The organism is Candidatus Electronema sp. JM, from assembly GCF_048287415.1.
GTDB lineage: Bacteria > Desulfobacterota > Desulfobulbia > Desulfobulbales > Desulfobulbaceae > Electronema.
In genome coordinates this window covers 64,943-86,186 of sequence record NZ_JBLWEN010000001.1, presented here as the reverse complement: position 1 = coordinate 86,186, position 21,244 = coordinate 64,943, and the positions used below count along the sequence as shown (strand labels likewise).

Below are 21,244 nucleotides of genomic sequence, written 5' to 3'. Positions count from 1 at the left end.
GCAAGCTATGACTTCTTCCGCAACGCAGTCTCAAGCCGCCGCCTTGGCGGCTCCTGTTTTTTCCGCCCTGCTGCTGGCCCTTGCCATGCCCGGCCTGACTGGCTGGTGGCCGCTGCTTTTTGTCGCCCTGATTCCGCTGCTCTGGGCGGCGCGGACTTTGCCCAGCGCAGTCCAAAGCGGCTGCATGGGCATGTTTTTCGGTCTGCTCTATTATTTCAGCCTGATGTACTGGATCATCATTGTGCTGAAACGCTACGGCGGGCTGCACACCGTGGTGGCGGCTGCCGCGCTGCTGCTGCTGGCCTTGTATCTGGCTGCTTACACTGCTTTTTTCTGCATTTTGCTCAATCGGCTGACAAGCAGGACAGGCAGCTTTTCCGCTTCGGTATTGCTGGCCGCGCCGACAATCTGGGTCGGTTTGGACGTGGCGCGGGGCTGGCTTTTCACCGGACTGCCGTGGATGGATCTCGGCTACGGCCTGTATTCGCAGCCGCTGCTGGTGCAGGCCGCTGATTTGGGCGGCCATCATCTGATCACCTTTTTTATCATCCAGATCAATGCCCTGCTGCTTTGGCTGCTGGAACGGCTCTTCAGCCCGTATCGAACCTCGAAACGGCAAATTTCCCTTGCAGTTATGTCCTTTTTAGTCATTTACTGCGCAGGCGGCTATTCCATGCTGCGCTGGCAGCAGATAGGCTCAGAGGCGGCGATGGCCAGTCAGGCGACGGCGGCGGCAGTGCAGGGCAACATCAGCCAAGACGAAAAGTGGTCGCCTGCACTGAAGCAGGAAACGGTTGCGCGTTATCTCGCCTTGTCCGAAGAGGCGGCGCGGAAAGGCGGGCTTGATCTGCTGGTCTGGCCGGAAACTGCCTTGCCGTTTTATCCGCATCGGGAGCCGCTGATGAACAAGGTGAAGACTTTTGCCAAAGAAAAACAGGTGTATCTGCTAACCGGCTCACCGTATTTCACGGTCAGGCCCGGTCGGCAGCCGCAGGAGGAGCCGGTCAGCGCAAGTCAGTCCAACAATCTTTTGAAAATCGTTGAAGATTTCAAAAATCTCCTTTCAGCTGAGAGCAGCAATACGCTGAGGCCGGTGGAATACTTCAACAGCGCGATATTGTTGGACCGTTCCGGCACACAGACTGGCCGCTACAACAAACAGCATTTAGTGCCGTTCGGCGAATATGTGCCGCTGCGCAATTTTCTCTGGTTTATCAAACCGCTGGTTGAGCTGATCGGCGACTTCACCCCAGGCGAATCCTCCAAACCGCTGGAGGCCGGACATATCAAGGCCGGAGTGCTGATCTGCTTTGAATCCATTTTTCCAAACATTGCCCGGAACACCACAGCGGAAGGGGCGAATTTGCTGGTCAATCTGACCAACGACGCATGGTATGGGCGTTCCAGCGCGCCGCAGCAGTCGTGGGCCATGACCGTGCTGCGGGCGGTCGAGAACCGGCGCAGTCTGGTGCGGGCTGCCAACACCGGCATCAGCGGTTTTATCGCCCCGACCGGCGAGGTCATTCAGCAGTCCAGTCTTTTTACAGAAGCATATCGGCGTGAAAGCGTTCCCCTGCTGACCGGACAGACGTTTTTTGTTCAAGGCGGCTATTGGTTCGGCCCAGTCTGCCTGCTCCTGACCGGCTACCTGCTGATCCATGCCGTCTGGATGGCAAGAAAACGGCGGCAGAAGGGAGGCGCAGAAAAATGACCAAACAACAACGGCAATATGTCGGCGTGAAGCAGCATGAGGACGGAACATGGGAGTTTTCTGTTGAGAAAGCCAGCGGCAAAATGAAAACAGTCAGCGGATTCAGCACAGCAAAAGTGGCAGCCTTGCTCCGCGACGAGTACATTATCCGGCATCAGCTTGATCAGCAGCGCAATTTCACGGTCAAACGAATGGCCAAGATGCGCAATGAAGCCTATGAGCAGATGTTTGGCAGGCAGGAGTAAATGATTAGCACTAAGGACTTGGTACGAAAGGAATACTGTCTGGATAACGATCAATCATTTCGTTAGACAACGAGATGATTGATAAGTTTTTTGTACATCTATAGATAATAGAAAAAGTAACATACTTTTTTAGAAGAAGGCAACGTATGGTTGACGCAGACAAAGTTAAAAAAGTAGGTAAATGGATTGGCGGTGCCGCCACGCTGATCGCCTCTGTAATAGCTACTGTTGGTGTCGGCCCAGTTCTGCTGGAGAAAATCTGGCCGAAAAATCAGCCGCCTATTGCAAAAATAATAGCAACAAAGCAGAAAGGCACAGTGCCTCTTGAAATAACATTTGACGGGGCAAAGTCTTCTGATCCTGAAGGTGGCAGCTTGAAATATTATTGGCTGATCGACACTGGGTCGGTGTCAGAAAAGATATCGTACCATCATGTCTTTACGCAGCCTGGCGAATACAGTGTTGTTTTGAAGGTAGAAGATGAGGGAGGTCGGCAGAATCAAGATAGCGTTATTGTGGAAGCTCTGCCATCAGAAAACACGAACAGCACTTCTTCCCCAACACAGCAGACAGCGCAGCCAGCAGATGTTGCCAAGTTGCAAGAAAATCATCTTGAACCTTTGATTGAGAAGAAACCTGTTTCTCCGCCGATTGTTCAGCATTCTGTTGATCCTGTAACCATGACGGCAGCTCATAATCAATGGCGCAGCAAAGTCGATGCGCCTAATCTGAAATGGTCAGACAAGCTGGAGATGGATGCGCAAGCATGGACTGATCATTTAAAAGAGATCAACAACTGTGCTCCGCTGAACAGCAACAAAGGTTTCAGCGAGAACATCTATCGTCTCGGCGCAGTCGTCTGGTCTGATGGCCGCCGTGAATCAAGCAAAATCGAACCGCAGGAAGTTGTGCAAAAATGGGGCAAAGACAATTCAGGCTACAGTAACATAGTGGATAAAGAGGTCGCTAACATAGGCTGCGCAATGTCTTTTTGCGAAGATAAATCCCAAGTTTGGGTATGCTATTATTCTCTGCCGGAAAGCAGAGACAGTAACTGATTGCGAGGTCAAATTGTTCCAAAACATCTTGCCGCCATGCTCGCCTCAACCCTAAGCGGCGCGGTGATGGGCGTGGACGGCCTGCTTGTCCGTGTTGAAGTGGATTTGGCCCTTGGTCTGCCGCTTTTCTCCACGGTCGGGCTGGCGGAAGGCGCAGTGCGCGAGGCCAAAGACCGGGTGCGGGCGGCGGTCAAGAACAGCGGCTACGAGTTCCCGCCGCGCCGGATCACAGTCAATCTTGCCCCAGCGGCGGTGAAAAAGGAAGGCTCCGGCTACGATCTGCCGATTGCGGTGGGCATCCTTGCAGCCGCAGGTGCGCTGGACTGCCCAGATTTAGCGGAAACCGCGTTGGTCGGCGAGCTGTCCTTGGACGGCGGTGTGCGCCCGGTGCGCGGGGTGCTGCCGATGGTGCTGGAGGCGCAAGCGAACGGCATCCGCCGTTTTCTTGTGCCAGCGGAGAACGCCCACGAAGCAGCCGTTGTGCAGGGCATCGAGATTATTGCGGTGCAGAGCCTGCGTCAAGCGATGGATTTTCTCGGCGGGCTGTGCCGAATTGCGCCGTCCCGCACTGACATAGACGCGCTCTTCAGCCGCCGCAGCGAGTATCCGGTGGATTTCGCCGAAGTGCGCGGCCAAGAGCACGTCAAGCGGGCCTTTGAGGTGGCGGCGGCAGGCGGTCATAATCTCCTGCTCTGTGGGGTGCCGGGCACGGGCAAGACCATGATGGCCCGGCGGCTGCCGACCATCCTGCCTGATCTCTGCCTAAGCGAAGCCCTTGCCACCACTAAGGTTTATTCCACAGTCGGCCTGCTGCCCGAAGGACTGCCTCTGCTCGTGACGCGGCCTTTCCGCGCCCCGCATCACACCATCTCAGACGCGGGGCTGATCGGCGGTGGCCAGATACCCCGGCCCGGCGAGGTTTCCCTTGCCCACAACGGCGTGCTCTTCCTCGACGAGCTGCCGGAGTTCCGCAAACATGTCCTTGAGGTCATGCGCCAGCCGCTGGAAGACGGCATGGTGACGATTGCCCGCGCCGCAGCCAGCCTGCGTTTTCCGGCGGACTTCATGCTGGTGGCGGCCATGAACCCTTGTCCATGCGGTTTTCTCGGCGACAAGGTCAAGGCCTGCACGTGCTCGCCGGTGCAGGTGCAGCGGTATCGCGGCCAGCTTTCCGGCCCGCTGCTCGACCGGATTGACATGCACGTCGAGGTGCCGCCGGTGCCCGTGCAAGAAATCAGCTCGCGCAATGCGGGCGAGCCGTCCGCCGCCATCCGGGAGCGGGTCAACCGGGCGCGGCGGGTGCAGCAGGCCCGCTTTGCCGCCACCAAAAACGTGACCTGCAACGCCCGCATGTCGCCCCGTCAGCTCGAAACCTTCTGTCCTTTGGACGAGGCGGGCAGCAAGCTCCTCAAAAACGCGATTGAGCGGCTGGGCCTCTCCGCCCGCGCCTATCACCGCATCATCAAAATTGCCCGCACCATTGCCGATTTAGCCGAATCCGAGCGCATTAGCTCCGCCCATGTCGCCGAGGCGGTGCAGTACCGGCGGCAGCAGTATGAGGTGCGGTGAGGGCAGACTACCACAAATCTTCGGCTTCCTGCTTCGGCTTGATGCCCTGCCGTTTCATGTCCTCATCAAGGATTTTGTGCAAAATCGCGGTCAGACAGCCGGGCTGAAGATAGTCCTGCCCTCGGCCAGCGGAGAAAATGAAGGAGGTTTTGCGGGCCAAGTCCTCCCAGCTCATGCCGGGGGAATTGTTGGCGATAATCTCAAAAAAATGCAGATTGTACGGATCATTGATCATCGCTTGGCCGGTGCCGATAGTGGCGAGGATGTCAAGGCGGCCAAGGAAGAGGCGGGTCAATTTGGTGTAAATTTTCACGCCGCCGCAGGAGCCGAGACTGAGGAAGTGCTGCTTGGCCAGCAGGTCTTGGTCGGTGATTTGCTGACTTTCTTGAAGCTGTTTGATCGGATCCGTGATCTGCTCGGAGCGCCAGTAGGAATGGCCGCGCTGGGCCAGCATTTCATCGCCGCCTTTGAGGAAGCGCAGCATCACCTGTTTCTGGTTTTCCTGATCGCCATAGACATGCACCGCATGGAGGATGGTGATTCCATTGACCTTTTTGACGAAGGCGGCGGAAAACGGCTCCCGCCGCATGGCCTCGAACAATGCGGCAAAATTGCCGCCAGCTTGGGCGACAAGGGATTCAAACCGCTGCCGCTGGGCGGCATTGGCGGGAAAACTGTACTGATCTGACAGCGTCAGCCGGTAGCCGTGCCGACTCAGCATCTGGGCGTTGGAGACAAAGGACGTGCGTCCATCATCATCAGGATGAAAGATGGAGAGCGAGCCAAGCTGGCCGTCCTGCTTCCATTGCGCGAAGGGCGTGCCCAAATAGCGGCTGATGTCAATCGCACCGTTGCGGGCGATGGTCTGTTTGATCAGAACGGTAGATTCCGGGCTGAGAAGTTCTTGGTATTCTTGAATGTAATATTGCAGAATGACGGTGATCAGTTTGCTGAAACTGCCTTTGCCGTTGTCCGCCGCCACCATTTTCTGAATCAGAAAATGCCGGGATGAGGGTTCAAGCACCGTGAGCAGGTAGCGGAAGGTGGCGGAAAAGAGGAGGATAGAGTCCTCGTCCTTGAAGGCGGAACTGGCCACCAGCTCTAAAATGCGCTGCTGCTCCGCCGCATTTGTGGGGAAAAAATCAGTCAGTTTGCCTTTTTGGGCTAAACTGACAATGAAATTTGACACCAGCAGGTTGCCGGGGTCGGTGGCTTGGAGGAAGACGAGCAGGTCGTCCCGGTGCATGGTGCTGACCCGCGCTTTCAAAATTGGCACGAGTATGTCGCGGAAGGAGGAGTCGTACAACTCGCTGCCTTGCGCCAGCAGGGCGTAAATATTGCCGGAAGTCAGGTCTTGCGCCACTTGGGTGCGGTCAGCGGTAGTGGCCTGCCGCAACACATTGATCATCTTCCCCCCGCCTGCCTGCCGGGCGGCGGCAAAGCTGCCGCCGTAGCGCGTTCTGGTCGGTGGTGAGAGCTTGTTGAACAGGCCTTGCAGCTGCTCCGCGCTCATGCCTGCAAGCTGGGCCTGCGAATACTCAACCCCATATTCGTTGGTCACCGCATGTAGGTTGTTGATCTTCCAGACTACTTCTTCGCCAGCGTGATAGAGGGCATCCAGCAGGGCGGAGCGGTTCTGCGCAGTCATGCTGTAGTGCATGTTCTCCTGCACCGGCACTGGCTGGCTGAAATAACGGGTCAGCCAAGTCCATGCCGTGTGGCAATCCGGCTTGGCCCGTTTGATGAAGTATTGAAAATTCCACGCATCTTCATCCCGCAGGGCATTGATCAGCGGCAGAGAGGATAAGGCGGTGTCTGGACTCATGTCCGGCACGGAAGCAAGCGAGGCAAACGCCCAAGCCTGCTTCCGGTTGAATTTTTGCAGCGTGGCGAGATTGTCCAAGCCCCGGCGGACATCCATGCCCCGGATGGCGAAAAGCTGCCGGGCAGTCAGGCTGCTGTCGTCGTTCATGGCGTTGAGCTGAGGAATCAGCCGCAGCGCCAAGCTGGCATCAATGCCAATCATGCTGACGCAGGCCCGGAAGGTTTTCAAAGCCTCGCGCCGCATGGCCCGCAACCCCGGCAGCAGCCCCGCCGCCTGCGGCATGGTTGCGCCGGGCAGGGCCGTCCACTGCTCAAAGGCAAGGAGCTGCTCAAAAGAAATTTTGTTTTCAGCCAGATCAGCCAGCACCGGGCCGCACAAACTGAAACTGGCTCCGGGCAGAACGCTGAAGCGGCGCACCACCCGCTGGGCATTGTAGTCCATGCCTTTGATCAGCTTCTTGCCATAGTCCAGCTCTTGGGCAGTCAGGCTGGGAATTTTGGCAAAAGCGGCATAGGTGTTCTGCACAACGATGTCGTTGGACGCTGTCGGCGCAGCCGGAGCTGGCGCAGGCGAGGGCGGCGAAAAAACAGGCTGCTGCCCGATGGACACAGCAGGGCAGGACAAGGAGAGCAGCAGGGCGGACAGCAAGGGCAGCGCCCGGCTGAATTGCGGTTCAGGCATGACGAAACGGAACGATGAGTGTTGGTGGTGGTGTGGCGTTATCGTTTCTGAAAGCGCCGCATCCTGATGCTCATCAGAATGCCGACCGCGATCAGGTTGGTCAGCAGCGAGGAGCCGCCGTAACTGAACATCGGCAGCGGCACGCCGACCACCGGCAGCATTCCCATGATCATGGAAAGATTGACCACGGCCTGCCAAAAAATTAAGGTGACAATGCCGAAGGCGAGATAAACCCCGAATTTGTCGCGGGCGGTCATGGCGATGTTGATGCCCCAGAGCAGCAGGAGAAAATAGCAAATCAAATAAAACACCGCGCCGGTGAAGCCAAGCTCCTCGCACCAGACGGCAAAGGCAAAGTCGGTGTGCCGCTCCGGGAGAAAATTCAAATGCCCTTGCGTGCCTTCCATGAAGCCTTGGCCGAACAGCTTGCCGCTGCCCACAGCGATCTTGGACTGATTGATCTGGTAGCCATGATTCATCGGATCGCTTTCTGGGTCAAGAAACGTTTCAATGCGGCGGCGCTGATAGGGCTTGAGGCCATACAGCCAGCCCAGCACAGCGGTGGTGATGCCGGCTCCGCTGAGCATGGCAAGAGCTGGCCAGCGCAGTCTGGCGAACAGGGTCATGGAAGCGCAGACAAAAGCCAGCATCAGGGCAGTGCCAAGATCTGGCTGAATAACGATCAGCAAAAATGGGACCGAAGTCAGGACAGCGGGCCGGAGCAAATGGCGCAGGCCGTACCCCTCCTCTTCCGCCTCCAGCCGGGCGAAGCAGCTTGCCAGCACCAGCACCAGCACCAGCTTGGTCGGCTCTGAGGGCTGCAGCTTGAAAAAACCCAGATCAATCCAGCGCTGGCTGCCAGCGATCGCTTTGACAAACAGTTTAGTGTAAATCAGCAGGAGACAGACCGCACCGTAGCCGACATAGGCGAGCATCTCCAGCTCGCTGTAGTCCACGCTGAGAATCAGAAGAATTAAAGCATAGCCAAAAAGAAAAAAATAGAGCTGCTTGAAAAAAAGCGGTGACGGATTTGGGCCGCCATTCCACGTCGAGCTGAACAGGCTGGCCAAGGCCATGATTGAGACCAGTGAGACCAGCAGCACTGTCACCCAGTCGAAATTATTGAGAACACGGCGGTCAAAGTGAAGCATCTCGGCGGGACGAAAAGGAAAGAGTTAATCGCCGCTGCCGGAAGGAGCGGCTCCAGCTTCTGTCTCCGGCGGCGGTTTGGGCAGGCGGTCGGCGAAATATTTTTCCAGCACCGCCTTGACGATCGGTGCAGCCGCAGAACCGCCGTGCAGGCCATGTTCGACCAGCACAGTCACTGCAATTTCCGGCTGCTCCGCCGGGGCGAAGGCGGTGAACCAGGCATGGTCGCGATACAGATAGGGAATATTTTCTTCTTTCAGATGTTTATACTGTTTGAGCCGCACCACTTGCGCCGTGCCGGTCTTGCCCGCCACGGTGATGCCATCCAGTTTCGCCTTGGTCGCAGTGCCCCGGCGGCCATTCACTGCCTCAATCAGCCCTTCCTTGAGAAGTTTCAGGGAGCGCTCCTGCCCGGAAAAATGATCCAATTCGGTCACCTGAAAGCGTTCGACCACCCGCCCCTCAGAATCGCGAACCATTTCAATAATGCTGGGCTGATAGAGCCGTCCGCCATTGGCGACTGCCGCTGTCATCATAGTCAGCTGGAGCGGCGTGACCAAGTTGAAGCCTTGGCCGATGGCGACGGACAAGGTCTCGCCGTCCTGCCACGGTTTGCCGTATTTTTTCAACTTCCAGTCCGCAGTGGGGATCAACCCGGCCTTCTCGTGCTCAATTTCGACCCCGGTCTTCTTGCCTAAGCCGAGATGAGCTGCGTAATTGGCGATGCGGTTCACGCCCAGCCGCTGGCCCACATGATAAAAATACACATCGCAGGATTCAGACAAAGCCCGCTTCAAATTTACCGTGCCGTGGCCGCCTTTGTATTTCCAGCAGCGGTACGTGCGGTTGCCGAAGCGGTAAGAGCCAGGACACCAGACCGTGCTGTCCGGGGTGATGATCCCCTCAGCCAAGCCAGCCAAGGCGGTGACAATTTTGTACGTTGAAGCAGGCGGATACATGCCCTGCACAGTTTTGTTGATCAGAGGATGGCGGGGATTGTCGAGCATTTCTTTCCAGTCTTTGGAGGAAATGCCGCCGATGAATTTGCTCAGATCCAGCACCGGCGAGCTGGCTATCATCAAGATGCGCCCGGTGTTGACCTCCACGGCCACAGCTGCGCCGGCGTAGTTCGCGTCCATCATCAGCTTTTCTGCCGTCTGCTGGAGATCAACGTCAATGGTCAGCTGGATGTCGTTGCCGGGCAGTGGCTCTACGCCTTTAAGGTTGCGCTGCTCAAAGCCGAGGGAGTTGACCTCCATGTATTCCTGGCCTTTTTCGCCGCGCAGATCCTTTTCCCGCAGCCGCTCCAAGCCCATCTTGCCGAGCATGTCGCCGGGGCGGTAGCGGCCCTGTTCCGTCTGCTCGGCCTCATCCAGCTCTTTTTTGCTGATTTCACCGAGATAGCCGATCATGTGCGAGGCAAGGTTGCCATAATGATAGACCCGCTGCGGCGCGACCTCAATTTTAATGCCCGGCATGTCCATCCGGTTGCTTTCGATGTACGCCACCTTGTCCCATTCCAGATTCTCCGCCAGACGGATGGGCAAATGACCCGGCGTTCCGGCCATCTTGCGGATGCGGGCCAGCAGCTCCGCCGGATCAACACCAAGGATGGCAGCCACCTTTTTGATCAGCTCTTCATCAATCCGGTTGTTTTCGCGCACCCAGACCACATTGAAAGAAGGCCGGTTGGTGACGATCTCCCGGCCTTTGCGGTCCAAGATATTGCCGCGCGGCGCGGCGATGTCCACCGAGCGCACCCGATTATTCTCAGCCATCTGGGCATACTGATTTCCTTGCAGAATTTGGAGATGCCAGAGCCGGGCGACCAGTGCCACAAAGAAAAACAGCAGCACCGCCGCAGACTGCATGGCCCGGCGGTGATAAAAATCAAGCTCGCCCTGATTGATATGGCTGATGACGGTTTTGCCGTCATCGCCGCCGTGAGCAATTTCCTCGGCCCGGCTTCTCCGTCTCCGGTTGACGCGGCTGCTCATGGCAGCGACCGCTCCTGCCGAAATTGATTGCCCGCTTCTTTTGGGCGGGGAAGAGTGAATCTGCCGCGCAGCGTGGCGGTCAGAAAATCAAAGAAGCGGAAGAGCGGGTAGGAGCAGAGCAGCACCAGTCCGGCACGGAAGAGCATCAACGGCCATGACCAAACGATTTCTTCTTCTTGGATCAGGTCGAGCAGCAAAGCGGCAAGCCAAGAAACCAGCAGATGACTGGCCGCCACCAGCGGCAGCTGATAAATGGCCCGGCGCACCGGCATGTTGCTGTTCATGAACTTGAGCAGCAGCCAGCCGCAGCCACAGACCGCTGGATGCAGACCGGCCACTGTGCCGGAATACACATCCATGACGCAGCTCACCGGCAGCAGGATAAGAATGCCTTGGCACCAGCTGAACTGGCAGGCGGTGTACGCGACGAGGATGTAGTGCAGATCAGGAACGGCAGTCCAAAGCGGGCCGGGCATGAGGAGCGTGGTCTGGACTGCGGCCAGCAGCAGGCCGATGAGGATGAAAAGTACGGTCAGCATTTGGCCCAGCTCACTCGGCCTACGGCCTGAATTCCTTTTTCTTCTGCTCAATCACGAGCAAATTTTCCAAGGTGCTGAAATCCACGGCAGGAACCACCTCAATTTCCAAGAACATGCCTCGGCGGTTACGGATCACTTCCGAGACTATGCCCACTGGCAGGCCGGGCGGAAACATGCCGCCATAACCTGCGGTCACCACATGGTCGCCCTTGGCAACTTCGACCGTTTTGAGGATGTACTCAAGACGATAGCTGTTGCCGCCTGTGCCTTTGAGGATGCCCCGAACCCGTGAGTCTTGCAGCAGCACGTCAATTGCGCTGGAAGGAGAGATGGCCAGCAGGACTTTGGCATACCCAGAGGAAGCGGCATAGACTTGGCCGACGATGCCTTCGCCGGTGACCACCGGCATCCCCTTGTCCACGCCGTCGCTGAGACCCCGATCTATGATCACGCTGCGGAACCACGGCGAAGGGTCTTTGCCAACTATCCGGGCGGTGACGGTGGGCAGCCCGGAAGACTCTTTGAATTCCAGTAACTTACGCAGGCGGGCGTTCAGTGCCGCCGCGCCTCGGTTGGCATAGGCGGCGGCCCGGCATTTTTGCAGCTCCTCCAGCAGCCGTTGCTTTTCCTCCCGAACAGTCAGCAGATCAAGGTATTTCTCCCGCACCGAATGGAAGGGCGCGGCAAGATAATTCGTGCCTTTCTGAATAGGCCCGGCCACATCCAGCAGGAGCTTATAGAAGGGGCCGAATTCTTGACTGCTGAAAATAACGGCAAAAAAAAGCAGCAGTACTGTCAGCGCAATTCCACCGAACAGCACAGGACGGAATCCGTCCGCGCCGTCTTTCTTTTTGTTGCGGTTATTTTTCTGCATCTGCGCGGAACGGCGGGTGAGGCGGAACATACGGCAGGATGAGGCCCGCCGCGCTGCGCTCAGTCAATGGCGATTTCCTTGAGCAGCTCAATCTTGTCAAGGGTTTTGCCAGAGCCGAGCACAACCGAGGACAGGGGGTCATCAGCGACGATGATCGGCATCCCGGTCTCTTGAGCGAGCAGTTTGTCGAGATTTTTCAGCAGCGCGCCGCCGCCGGTGAGGACGATGCCCTGATCGACAATGTCGGCGGACAACTCTGGCGGGGTGGCTTCCAAGGCGAGCCGGACAGCATCAACAATCACTTCAATTTGCTCGGAGATGGCGGACTGAATTTCGTCAGAGCGGATGGTTAGGGTCTTCGGCACGCCGGAGACCAAATCGCGGCCCTTGATCTCCATCGTCTCATACGGCTCGGCGGGGAGAACATTGCCGATGGAGATTTTAATTTGCTCGGCAGTGCGCTCGCCGATGGCCAGATTGTGCTTGCGCTTGATATATTGGAGGATGGCCGCGTCCATTTTGTCGCCCGCCACCCGCACCGACTTGGCATAAACTATGCCGGCCAAGGAAATCACCGCCACCTCGGTGGTGCCGCCGCCGATGTCGATGACCATGTTGGCGGTCGGCTCGGTGATCGGCATGTCTGCGCCAATGGCCGCTGCCATCGGCTCCTCAATCAGGAAAACTTCGCGCGCTCCGGCGGATTCGGCGGACTCGCGCACTGCCCGTTTCTCCACTTGGGTGATGCCCGACGGCACAGAGATGATGATCCGGGGATGCACCAGCGTGCGGCGGTTGTGCACCTTGTTGATGAAGTAGCGGAGCATGGCCTCGCAGACTTCAAAGTCGGCGATAACACCGTCGCGCATGGGCCGGATCGCGTCAATATTGCCCGGAGTTTTGCCGAGCATCTCTTTGGCCTCGGTGCCTACCGCCAGCACCCTGCCGCCGCGCACCGCGACAACGGAAGGCTCCCGCAGGACTATCCCCTTGCCTTTGACATACAGAACCGTGTTTGCTGTGCCGAGATCAATGGCAAGGTCGCTGGACATCCAGCCGAAAAGAAAATTCAACGGAGAAAACATCCGGTTTCACCTGGGGTAAAAATCATTTTTTCTGACGTATTGGCTCCGCCGGAGCCATCGGGAACGTTGTGGCTGTGTCGCAGCAGGTTGAAATCAGTTTACCAGCACCGCCGGAAACTGGCAATGCCAAAACAGCAGAACGCGGATGCTGACAAAATAATCATTATTTCCGAAGACTGTCCGGCTTCGGCTCAAAAAAGCCGGAGCTGCCTGCCGAGGCTTTTCTTCCGTGCTTTCGGCTGTGAAAGCGGCGGCGCATCCAGCAGCTCCGCCGGAATTTCCTTGAAAAAACGCGACGGATTGGGCCGCTCTGTCCCGGCAAAGCCCTGCCGTTCCATCGCGCTGCACAAATACAGCGTCTCGGCGGCGCGGGTGAGGCCGACAAAAAAGAGCCGCCGTTCCTCGCGGAGCAGTTCCGCCGCCGCGTCATCATCCAGCGGGGCGCGGGGCGCGAGCGGCAGCAGGCCCTCCTCGCAGCCAGCAAGAAAGACCGCCTTGAACTCCAAGCCCTTGGCCGCGTGGAGCGTGGTCAGCAGCACGGCCTCGGCCCGCTCGTCGTAAATCAGGCTGTCCTCATGCCGACGCAGATGTTCGGCAAAGGCAGGCAGCGAGACCGCAGCGGCGGCCATGTTGCGGAAACGGAGCAAATCCGGCTCCTCGCGGCTCAGGCCGTGCTGCTCTAACAAAAAATCAACAGCCACAAGGGGGGATAATTCGGCTATCTGGGCTGCACGCTCTGCGAGTTTGCCGACACCTGCTTGCAGGCGTTCCGGCAGGACAGCGGCCCGCAGCGCGGCAAAGGGCGCAGCACTGCTTTCTGACAAAATCTGCTCGGCGGCGGCCAGCGAAACTGCGCCGACACCCTCTTCCTGTCCGAGCAGGAAAAGCAATTCTGCCGCGTCAATCTGCCCGGCAGCCAAGAGCAGCTCGTAGTACAGCGCACGGACAGCACCGCTCAGATAGAACGGCTGCAAATCAACCACCTGACAGGGCAGCGTCCGCTCGGCTAAGGCATGGGCGATGAGCGGCATTTGCCGGGAGGTGCGGCAGAGGATGGCGATGTCCGACAGGGCCAACGTGGTTTCACTGCTTTTTTGCAGCCGGTCAATCTCCCGGTGCGAGGTGCCGCCGACTAAGTGCTGAATCTGCCCGGCAATAAAGGCGGCTTCAGCAGCGGCGTTCACGGCGGCATGGCGGTATATGACACCCGGCTTCTCCGACATCGCCTGCGGGCTGGGCCTTTCCTCATCGCCGTGATTATACTGAATGACCGCTGCCGCTGCTGCGAGAATCCGCACACCGCTGCGGTAATTGCGGGTCAGGGCATGAAACTCCGGCTGCTGCTCGGCCATGAACTTGCGGAACCAGACGGGATTTGCGCCCCGGAAGCCGTAAATGGCCTGGTCAGGATCGCCGATGGCGAAAACCGCCGCAGTTTCAGCCAGCAGGCGCACCAGTTCGTACTGAGCGGCGTTCAAGTCCTGAAATTCATCCACCAAAAGGTGGGCGACGCTGGCTCGGACTTCAACGGCGAATTCCTTGTCATGTCGGAGCAGGCTGACGCAGGCCGGGACAATCTCATCCAGATCAAGCAGATTGCGCTCGCGCAGGCAGCGGAAATAAGGATGCAGCTGGTCGGTTTCGGCATAGTATTCCGGCAGCTCCGCCTGGCTGGCGAGGAAGAGCGCGGCCTGCCGCCGGATGTCCTGCCGCTCGCGCTCGGCAACCTGCGGATATTGCTGGCGGACAATGCGCTCCCGCATCTCCGGCCCGGCCAAGGCAAGCTGCGGATTGCGGCGGCGCAGCCAGCGCAGGCAGAAGCCGTGGAAGGTCTCGACCAGCGCGGCCTGCTCGCCCACGCTGGCAGCCAGCCGCTGCCGGATTTCGTCTGCCGCTTTGTTGGTGAAGGTGATGATGACCAGCGGCCCTTGGCCTTGCTCCAGCAGGCGGACAGCCCGCCGCACCAGCGTGTGCGTTTTGCCAGTGCCCGGCCCGGCCTGAACGATGATCCGGGCGGCATCGCTGTCCACAGCGGCCTGCTGCTCTGGGTTGAGCAGGCGGCGCGGAGCAGCAGGCTGGCCCTCGTCCTTGTTTTTGAGGACGAGAGCAGCCTGTCTGCGCTCCTGCTTTTTTCTTGTCTTGGCCGCGCTGAGACCGAAAAGGTTGAGCTGCCCGCCCAGCTCGGCCCGCTCATCCTCGGCAAAGACCGTGATCACCCCGAATTCACCATCATAGCCGGGCTGGCGAATAACCTTGCCCTCCCGCACCCGCTCCACGGCCTTGGCAAGCAGGGGCGAAACCGCTGCGATCTCCGCCAGTGGCGTGTCCATCAGCAGGCGGAACTCCGAGCCGAAGGCGTTGATCAAGCGGCCATAGGCTTCATCCACCCGCTTGCTGGCCGGGCCGCAGCCGAACAGCTCGCCGAGCATTTCCGGCAAAGGAATGAGGCTGCGGACTGCGGGCGCGTTCTCCGGCCAGGCAGGCTCGTCCCGGTCGGCCAATTCCAAAACACGGTGCAGCACGCCGACCGTCAGCGGCTTGCCGCAGCCCGGACAAATGCCTTTGGCCGCGCGGGTCTGCTCCGGCTCAAAGCACACGCCACAGCTGCGGCAGCCGTCGCAGTGGTATTTGCCCTCTTCCGGGTAGAATTCGATGGTGGCCGCAAGCCGCCGCTCGTGATTCGGCTGACGCAGGGCATCGCGCAGGGAGAAGAAATCAAAGCCCGCCGCGAAAATGTTCGCCTCGCGGCCTAATTTCGCAGGCGAATGGCAGTCGGAATTGGAGATCAGGGCGAAGCGGTCAAGAGCGGAAATGCGGCGGTTCATGGCCGGATCGGAGGACAGGCCGGTTTCAAGGGCGAAGATTTCGCCGCTCAAATCGCCGAAGCAGTCTTCCAGCGCATCAAAGCCGGACTTGGAGCCGAAGAGGGAAAACCACGGTGTCCAAATATGCGCGGGCACGAGGAATCCGTCCGGCGCGTGTTCAAGCAGAATGGCGAGCAAAGTCTGCGAGTCAAGGCCGAGGATGGGCCTGCCGTCCGCCTCCAGATTGCCGATCCCGGCCAGCACGCCGCTGATCCGCCGCGCCGCCTCGAAATCCGGGGCGTAGAGCAGATTATGCACCTTGCGCACCTGGCCGCCGCGCTTGTAGATCGAGCTGATTTCCGCGCTGAGGACAAAGCGGATGTGCGAAATATCCGGCTGCACGCCGGGCGGCAGGACACTGGCCAGCCCGCTGATTTCGTTGTTTTTCAGGCGGAAGAAACCCGGTTCGGCTGGCTCCAGCTCGTCGCAAAGCTGCGCGAACCAGGCCTGGTGTGTGAAATCGCCCGTGGCGACCACATCAATGCCCTTGACCGCCGCCCACGCCGCCAAGCCGCGCAAATTGCTGGCCTTGCTGGTGGCGCGGGAATAGTGGGAGTGGACGTGGAGGTCGGCGATGTAGGGCATTTGAGCTTGATTTGAGCTTGGAGCTTGGTCAGAACCAGCGCAGCATGGCCAAATTCAGCAGGCCGATCAAGAAACCGAGCAGGCCGCCGAAGAGGTTGATGTACTTGAATTGTTCCTCCATGATGGAAAGCAGCAGCCGTTCCAAGCGGAGCAGATCAAGCGAGTCCACCTTGTTCCGCACCAGCTCGCGGATGCGCAGCGAGTCGGTCAGGCTGGGCACTTCCCGGATCAGCAGGCGGTTGGCGGAGAGGACAAAATGATCAATGATGCCGCTGCGCAGTTCAGCGGGCATGAGGTCGCGGAGGACACCGGCAGGCCGGGCGGCGAGCTGGTCAATCAGTGAGCTGACTAATTTGCCGACCAGCCGCCGCACTGGCTCAGAATCAACCAAGGTCTGCAACTCGCCAAGAAGGGCACGGCGCAGGCTGCGGCTGCTGGCGACAGGCAGTTTGTCCGCCAAAGCGGCCAAGGATATCTGACCGTGTTCCAGCAGCTCTTCCAATGCTGCCCGAATTGCGGCGGCAAGGGGCTGCTGCACTGCGTCGTCGGCCAGCGCGGCGAGAAGCTGGGCCGCAATCTGCTGACTCAGCAGCGGCAGCCGTTCAGCCCCGATCTGGGCCAGCAGCGCGGCCAAGGGCTGGGCGAAAAAGGCTTCCGCCTGCTCGCGCAGGGCTTGGGCGGCGCGTTCGTTGATCTCCGGCTGCTGGAGCCACGCCCGCAGCTCGCCCTCACGCTCGGTCAGCCAGTTCAGGATGATGCCGTCGAGGCTCTGCATGTTGAGGAAGCCTTTGGCCATTGCCGCCATCGGGCCGAGGCTGTCTATAAAATGATCCACCCCGCCCCTGACCGCCTGCGCCACCCGCGCCCGCATCGGCGGCTCGGCCATGATGGCCGCGAGCTGCGCCACAACCTGCGGAGCCTGATCAGCGGCCAGCGAGCAGACTAATTCGCGCAGTCCGGCAGGCAGCAGCTCACCGACGGTTTTGCCCGCCGCTGCCGCCTGCGCCAGCGACTGCTCCAGCCAGCCGCCCAGCCGCGCCGCTGTCTCCGGCCCGGTCAGCAGCTCTTTGCTGAAATTTTCCAGCGCGGCATACAGCCCCTCGCGGTCTTCAGCCCGCAGCAGCTCCTCCAATTTCCGTCCCCCTGCGCTGCGGAGCTGGGCGGCAAGAATGACGCTCATGTTTTTCGCCAAGACGGGTGAAGCGAGATAGGCAAGGATGCTGCCGCGCAAACGGTGCTTGATGCTGCGCAGGCCGATCTTGGCGTGAATCCGAAACTGCTGCGGCACAAGGTTGAGCAGCGGGCCAATATCTCGGCCCAGCAGGCTGTTCAGCTTTTCGTCCGCCAGCCGCCGCAGATGCTCTTGGAACCGTTCGGACGACATCGCTTCGCCGATATCGTGCGCGGTGAGGAGCTGGCCGCCGACCATTTCACCAATGTTTTCTGCAAGCTGATGCCGTTTGGACGGAATGATGCCCGGCGTGAGCGGCACTCGGATGCCAAAGATGCGCCACGGCCTGAGCGGACGAAACAGCATCTTAATGGCAATGTCGTTGGTCAGATAGCCGATGAATGCGCCGGTCAGCGGCGGGCCGCCCCAAGTGAGAACGAGCTGTACCGTCTGCTCAAGAGACATGATGCTCCTGCTGCATGAAAAATGATGGCCGAGGAAAGGAGACGGCTGCAAGTGTAAAGCAAAGAGGAAGGAAAATCAACAGGCTTGTGCTTGAGCAGCACCATAAAAAAGAGCCGTTCCAGGCTGCTCGGAACGGCTCTTCCCACATCTGAAAGGAGGCTCAGTTGCGGTAAAACAGATGCTCGCCATACTGCGCGACGTATCGTTTATCCTTGGCCCATTTTGGCCGCACGTCCGTGCGGTGGTAAAATGTCGCGCCTTTGGTGAAATCTGAGGACATCATCGCCTTCATGGCGGTCTGCATGCAGCTCATGAACACTTCTGGCTCATCCGGCAGATAGGACTTCTGAAGAGATGTCCAGCTGAACTGCTTGGGTGCCGTGATCACCTGCTCAAGGCTCTGATTGCTCTGGCTGGCCCGGTTGAGTGTGACATGAGCGACGGCGAGCTGGCCGATCTTGGGTTCGCTGCGGGCCTCGTGGTACACATTGAGTGTCAGCCACAACAGTCCTTCGAGAAAACTCATAACCTGCACCTCGTCTCTAACGTTCATTATCATTCATCGGCTGATCATGCTCTGATCATTGTCCGATCATTATTTGTCACGATTGGGCGTGATAATATCCTTGCTTTTTCGCAAAAGCAAGAATTATTTTTGCGGGGCGGCGGCGGAAATACTGATTTTGCCAAAAACATATTGAATTTTATGTAAAAATAAAATATACTGAAAAATGAATTTCTTGCCTGCTAAGGCGGACACCAAGACAAAAAATGACGGCGATATCGCCAACCAAGAATGAAACCGAGCCTTGCGGCAATAAAAAAGCAGTTCCCGGAAGCAGCGCGTGACATTGAAACGCTTGAAAAGTTAGGCTTCGCTTCACGCAGTGATGGCTGGATTGACAGCCTTGACACGGAAAAAGCGCAGACAGCCTGCTGGCTGCTTGGCAAGATAGGCGGCAAGCAGGATGCTGACACCCTTCTCAGTATCCTGTCCGGTCAACGCAGCGAGCTGTGGGGACAAGCTGGCGTTTCTTTGAGCTGCATCGCCAGAAAAAAACATATAACGCCGCTGTTGACCCTTTTTGAGAACAGCCCTCATCGCTGCGCAGCGATACCACGCAGTCTATACGCTTTCATTTATAAATTACTGCACAGCAAATCAGCAGGTAATTGCCGCACTGATACCTGCTGATTTGCTGTGCAGTAATCAAAACAGCAGCTGACACAACTGAAGCCGCTTCGTTGCGAGCGCAGGCATTGGAAGGATTGGCCAATAATCTTTCGCAAAATATGCCAAAAAATGTGCGTCAATTGGGAATTGCTACAGTTTTGCAGGCATTGGACGACACTGAAGCAGAAGTGCGATTCTGGGCGTGTTTTGCGGCATCTTCACTGTATTTCAAGGAAGCATTGCCGAAGCTGCGCGTATTAGCGCAGACAGACACAGCAATCGTGCCGGGGTGGTGGTCTGTAGGACAAGAAGCTGAGGATGCTGCTGCGATGATTTGTACCGGTGAGGTCGTTTATAGGGAACGAAGCTGAGTTGGTGATTTTTTTGCAATGGCTTATTTTTCTACCCCCGCCTGAACCACCTCTCAACCTCCTGTTTGGAAAAGCTCTTCAACACCGGCCTGCCATGCGGGCAGTGCGAGAACAGCTCGCTGCCGCCCATTTCATGAAGCAAGGCCAGCATCTCCTGCGGCTGAAGGCTGCTGCCCGCCTTGACCGCCGCCTTGCAGGCCAATGAAGCCAGCAGCTTGTCCACGCAGTCAGGCAGCTTGGCCGTCAGCCCGCCGAGCACGTCAGCCAGCACTTCCTGCGGCGGCAGATGGGCCGCAACAGCAGGCAATGCTTTGATCAGCCAGGTGCTGCCGCCAAAGAATTCCGCCTCCACGCCCAGCGCGGCGACCGTCTCCGCCTCCTGCTCCAGCACATCCGCCTGCTCCGCTGTCAGCTCCGCCAGAATCGGAAACAGCAGCGTCTGCTTGGCTGGCTGCTTGCGCTCGTGCTGCTGCCGCAGCTGCTGATAGAGAATGCGCTCGTGAGCGGCGTGCTGGTCAATCACCACCAGCTGGCCGTCCTGCTCGCAGAGCAGATAGAGATTGGCGAACTGGCCGATCAGCCGCAGCGTGCCGCGTTGTTCCGGCTCAAGGAGCAGGGGCAAGCGGTTCGCAGTGTTTGACGTTTCCGGCGGCGGGGCAAATTTCTCTTGGAACGGCGGCTGCGGCTCGGCAATGCAGATTTCTTGTGAATGTTGTAGGGGCGAAAAATTTTTCGCCCCTACAAACGTATAATCCGTTTGATGCTGAGGAGATAAGGGCAATGCCCCTGCATTTACATCCTTCGGCCCGGCAAAAAAGCGCGAGCGCAGCCGCTCTTGATGCCGCCGCACCGCAGCTTCTGTCGCCTGCATTACCGCCTGATACACCGCCCCAGCATTGCGGAAGCGGATTTCCCGCTTGGCCGGGTGGACGTTGATATCTGCCAGCTCCGGGGCCACTGTCAGCAAGAGCAGACCCGCAGGCTGCTGGCCCTTCATCAGCAGGCCGCGCAGCCCTTCTGCGATGGCGTGGCGCAGCATCCGGTCCTGCACAGGCCGCCGATTGACACAGATGCGCAGCGGCGCAGTGCCGCTTTCTTCCGGCAGGAGCAGCCAGCCGTTCACAGTCATTTCGCCGTCCGAATCCAGCTCCAGCAAGTCCGCGTCCGGGCAGCGGCAGATGGCCCGCAGCCGCTGCTCCGGGCTGGCGGCAGGCAGATCAAGCACGCTGCGCTCATCAATCAGCAAGGAAAAGCTGATCTCTGGGCAGGCTGCGGCCTGGCTGCGGATGACCTCCTCGATGTGGGCCAGCTCTGTCCGCTTGCTCTTGAGAAACTTGCGCCGGGCCGGAACGTTGCTGAAGAGGCCGCGCACCTCAATGACCGTGCCGCTGGTGCAGCCGTCCTCGTGGACATCGTGGAGGATGCCGCCGCGCACTTCGGCCCGCGTGCCTGCCGCCGCGCCGCTCAGGCGGGACAGGATGGTCAGGCGTGAGACCGAGGCGATGCTGGGCAGGGCCTCGCCCCGGAAGCCGAGCGTTGCGACCGATTCCAAATCGCTGTCCTCGCGCAGCTTGGAGGTGGCGTGGCGTTCCAGGCAGAGCAGCACGTCATCCTGATCCATGCCGCAGCCGTTGTCCGCCACCCGAATCAGGCGGGTGCCGTCGCCTTCCACGTGGATATCTATGCGGTCGGCTCCGGCATCAAGGGCGTTTTCCAGCAGCTCTTTTACCGCCGAGGCGGGCCGCTCCACGACCTCGCCGGCGGCAATACGGCTGGCAAGCTGATCTGAGAGGATGCGTATTTTTGACATGGCGTTGTCGGTTAATTTCATGCTATATAGAAATAATTATTATTATCTATAATATCATATAAAAAATATAT

Annotated in this window: 16 protein-coding genes; 6 read left to right on the top strand and 10 right to left on the bottom strand. The window is 58.6% G+C overall.

Features of this window, described 5'->3' with window-relative positions:
* The first annotated feature begins 7 nt into the window (after positions 1-7).
* The 4 genes from lnt (at position 8) to ACNKH6_RS00385 (ending at position 4,583) form a co-directional block, all read left to right on the top strand.
* Positions 8-1,711, top strand: a complete 1,704-nt coding sequence (lnt, locus tag ACNKH6_RS00400; RefSeq protein WP_417913565.1) for an apolipoprotein N-acyltransferase — start codon at positions 8-10, stop codon at positions 1,709-1,711.
* The gene (locus ACNKH6_RS00395) at positions 1,708-1,956 is read left to right on the top strand and encodes a hypothetical protein (RefSeq protein WP_417913564.1); all 249 of its coding nucleotides are present in this window, start codon (positions 1,708-1,710) and stop codon (positions 1,954-1,956) included. The genes lnt and ACNKH6_RS00395 overlap by 4 nt, the downstream gene beginning before the upstream one ends.
* A 146-nt stretch (positions 1,957-2,102) precedes the next feature.
* Entirely contained in the window at positions 2,103-3,014 is a 912-nt protein-coding gene (locus ACNKH6_RS00390; RefSeq protein WP_417913563.1) for a CAP domain-containing protein, read from the top strand.
* Between the two features lie 36 nt (positions 3,015-3,050).
* Positions 3,051-4,583: a YifB family Mg chelatase-like AAA ATPase gene (locus ACNKH6_RS00385; RefSeq protein ID WP_417913620.1), complete on the top strand. Its 1,533-nt coding sequence runs from the start codon at positions 3,051-3,053 to the stop codon at positions 4,581-4,583.
* A gap of 7 nt (positions 4,584-4,590) precedes the next feature.
* On the opposite strand, the gene ACNKH6_RS00380 is transcribed toward ACNKH6_RS00385, so the two are convergent.
* The 9 genes from ACNKH6_RS00380 to ACNKH6_RS00340 all read right to left on the bottom strand — a co-directional run bounded on the left by ACNKH6_RS00380 (position 4,591) and on the right by ACNKH6_RS00340 (position 18,371).
* Complete coding sequence (locus tag ACNKH6_RS00380) at positions 4,591-7,089, bottom strand: hypothetical protein (RefSeq protein ID WP_417913562.1); 2,499 nt, start codon at positions 7,087-7,089, stop codon at positions 4,591-4,593.
* A 38-nt stretch (positions 7,090-7,127) separates the two neighbouring features.
* The gene (gene rodA / locus ACNKH6_RS00375) at positions 7,128-8,240 is read right to left on the bottom strand and encodes a rod shape-determining protein RodA (RefSeq protein ID WP_417913561.1); all 1,113 of its coding nucleotides are present in this window, start codon (positions 8,238-8,240) and stop codon (positions 7,128-7,130) included.
* A gap of 24 nt (positions 8,241-8,264) precedes the next feature.
* Positions 8,265-10,235 (bottom strand): penicillin-binding protein 2, encoded by a 1,971-nt coding sequence (gene mrdA, locus ACNKH6_RS00370; protein WP_417913560.1) that lies wholly within the window; start codon positions 10,233-10,235, stop codon positions 8,265-8,267.
* A complete protein-coding gene (locus tag ACNKH6_RS00365) occupies positions 10,232-10,774 on the bottom strand; it encodes a hypothetical protein (protein ID WP_417913559.1) in 543 nt (180 codons plus the stop codon). Before ACNKH6_RS00365 ends, mrdA begins: the two co-directional genes overlap by 4 nt.
* Positions 10,775-10,793: 19 nt before the next feature.
* Complete coding sequence (mreC, locus tag ACNKH6_RS00360; protein WP_417913558.1) at positions 10,794-11,678, bottom strand: rod shape-determining protein MreC; 885 nt, start codon at positions 11,676-11,678, stop codon at positions 10,794-10,796.
* A 29-nt stretch (positions 11,679-11,707) separates the two neighbouring features.
* Positions 11,708-12,733, bottom strand: coding sequence for a rod shape-determining protein (locus ACNKH6_RS00355; protein WP_417913557.1), 1,026 nt, complete (start codon positions 12,731-12,733; stop codon positions 11,708-11,710).
* Positions 12,734-12,924: 191 nt separating this feature from the next.
* Complete coding sequence (locus ACNKH6_RS00350) at positions 12,925-16,182, bottom strand: UvrD-helicase domain-containing protein (protein WP_417913556.1); 3,258 nt, start codon at positions 16,180-16,182, stop codon at positions 12,925-12,927.
* Positions 16,183-16,210: 28 nt separating this feature from the next.
* Complete coding sequence (locus ACNKH6_RS00345) at positions 16,211-17,818, bottom strand: DUF445 domain-containing protein (RefSeq protein ID WP_417913555.1); 1,608 nt, start codon at positions 17,816-17,818, stop codon at positions 16,211-16,213.
* A gap of 160 nt (positions 17,819-17,978) precedes the next feature.
* Complete coding sequence (locus tag ACNKH6_RS00340) at positions 17,979-18,371, bottom strand: cell wall hydrolase (RefSeq protein ID WP_417913554.1); 393 nt, start codon at positions 18,369-18,371, stop codon at positions 17,979-17,981.
* Positions 18,372-18,614: 243 nt separating this feature from the next.
* Between ACNKH6_RS00340 and ACNKH6_RS00335 the strand changes: the two genes are divergently transcribed.
* On the top strand, positions 18,615-19,013 hold the full coding sequence (locus ACNKH6_RS00335; RefSeq protein WP_417913553.1) for a hypothetical protein: 399 nt from the start codon (positions 18,615-18,617) through the stop codon (positions 19,011-19,013).
* A 65-nt stretch (positions 19,014-19,078) separates the two neighbouring features.
* Positions 19,079-19,363 carry a hypothetical protein gene (locus ACNKH6_RS00330; protein WP_417913552.1) on the top strand — a complete coding sequence of 95 codons (285 nt, stop codon included), beginning with the start codon at positions 19,079-19,081 and terminating at the stop codon, positions 19,361-19,363.
* 31 nt (positions 19,364-19,394) lie between these two features.
* Here the strand turns inward: ACNKH6_RS00330 and mutL are convergent, their stop codons facing one another.
* The gene (gene mutL, locus ACNKH6_RS00325) at positions 19,395-21,173 is read right to left on the bottom strand and encodes a DNA mismatch repair endonuclease MutL (protein WP_417913551.1); all 1,779 of its coding nucleotides are present in this window, start codon (positions 21,171-21,173) and stop codon (positions 19,395-19,397) included.
* Between the last annotated feature and the right edge of the window lie 71 nt (positions 21,174-21,244).

Excerpts from the sequence above, each read along its gene's own strand:
- ACNKH6_RS00340 (WP_417913554.1), bottom strand. The coding sequence starts at position 18,371 with ATGAACGTTAGAGACGAGGTGCAGGTTATGAGTTTTCTCGAAGGACTG.
- ACNKH6_RS00385 (WP_417913620.1), top strand. The coding sequence starts at position 3,051 with ATGCTCGCCTCAACCCTAAGCGGCGCGGTGATGGGCGTGGACGGCCTG.
- mutL (WP_417913551.1), bottom strand. The coding sequence starts at position 21,173 with ATGTCAAAAATACGCATCCTCTCAGATCAGCTTGCCAGCCGTATTGCC.
- ACNKH6_RS00355 (WP_417913557.1), bottom strand. The coding sequence starts at position 12,733 with ATGTTTTCTCCGTTGAATTTTCTTTTCGGCTGGATGTCCAGCGACCTT.
- ACNKH6_RS00350 (WP_417913556.1), bottom strand. The coding sequence starts at position 16,182 with ATGCCCTACATCGCCGACCTCCACGTCCACTCCCACTATTCCCGCGCC.
- ACNKH6_RS00395 (WP_417913564.1), top strand. The coding sequence starts at position 1,708 with ATGACCAAACAACAACGGCAATATGTCGGCGTGAAGCAGCATGAGGAC.
- mreC (WP_417913558.1), bottom strand. The coding sequence starts at position 11,678 with ATGTTCCGCCTCACCCGCCGTTCCGCGCAGATGCAGAAAAATAACCGC.
- ACNKH6_RS00390 (WP_417913563.1), top strand. The coding sequence starts at position 2,103 with ATGGTTGACGCAGACAAAGTTAAAAAAGTAGGTAAATGGATTGGCGGT.
- lnt (WP_417913565.1), top strand. The coding sequence starts at position 8 with ATGACTTCTTCCGCAACGCAGTCTCAAGCCGCCGCCTTGGCGGCTCCT.
- ACNKH6_RS00380 (WP_417913562.1), bottom strand. The coding sequence starts at position 7,089 with ATGCCTGAACCGCAATTCAGCCGGGCGCTGCCCTTGCTGTCCGCCCTG.
- rodA (WP_417913561.1), bottom strand. The coding sequence starts at position 8,240 with ATGCTTCACTTTGACCGCCGTGTTCTCAATAATTTCGACTGGGTGACA.
- ACNKH6_RS00345 (WP_417913555.1), bottom strand. The coding sequence starts at position 17,818 with ATGTCTCTTGAGCAGACGGTACAGCTCGTTCTCACTTGGGGCGGCCCG.
- ACNKH6_RS00365 (WP_417913559.1), bottom strand. The coding sequence starts at position 10,774 with ATGCTGACCGTACTTTTCATCCTCATCGGCCTGCTGCTGGCCGCAGTC.
- ACNKH6_RS00335 (WP_417913553.1), top strand. The coding sequence starts at position 18,615 with ATGAAACCGAGCCTTGCGGCAATAAAAAAGCAGTTCCCGGAAGCAGCG.
- mrdA (WP_417913560.1), bottom strand. The coding sequence starts at position 10,235 with ATGAGCAGCCGCGTCAACCGGAGACGGAGAAGCCGGGCCGAGGAAATT.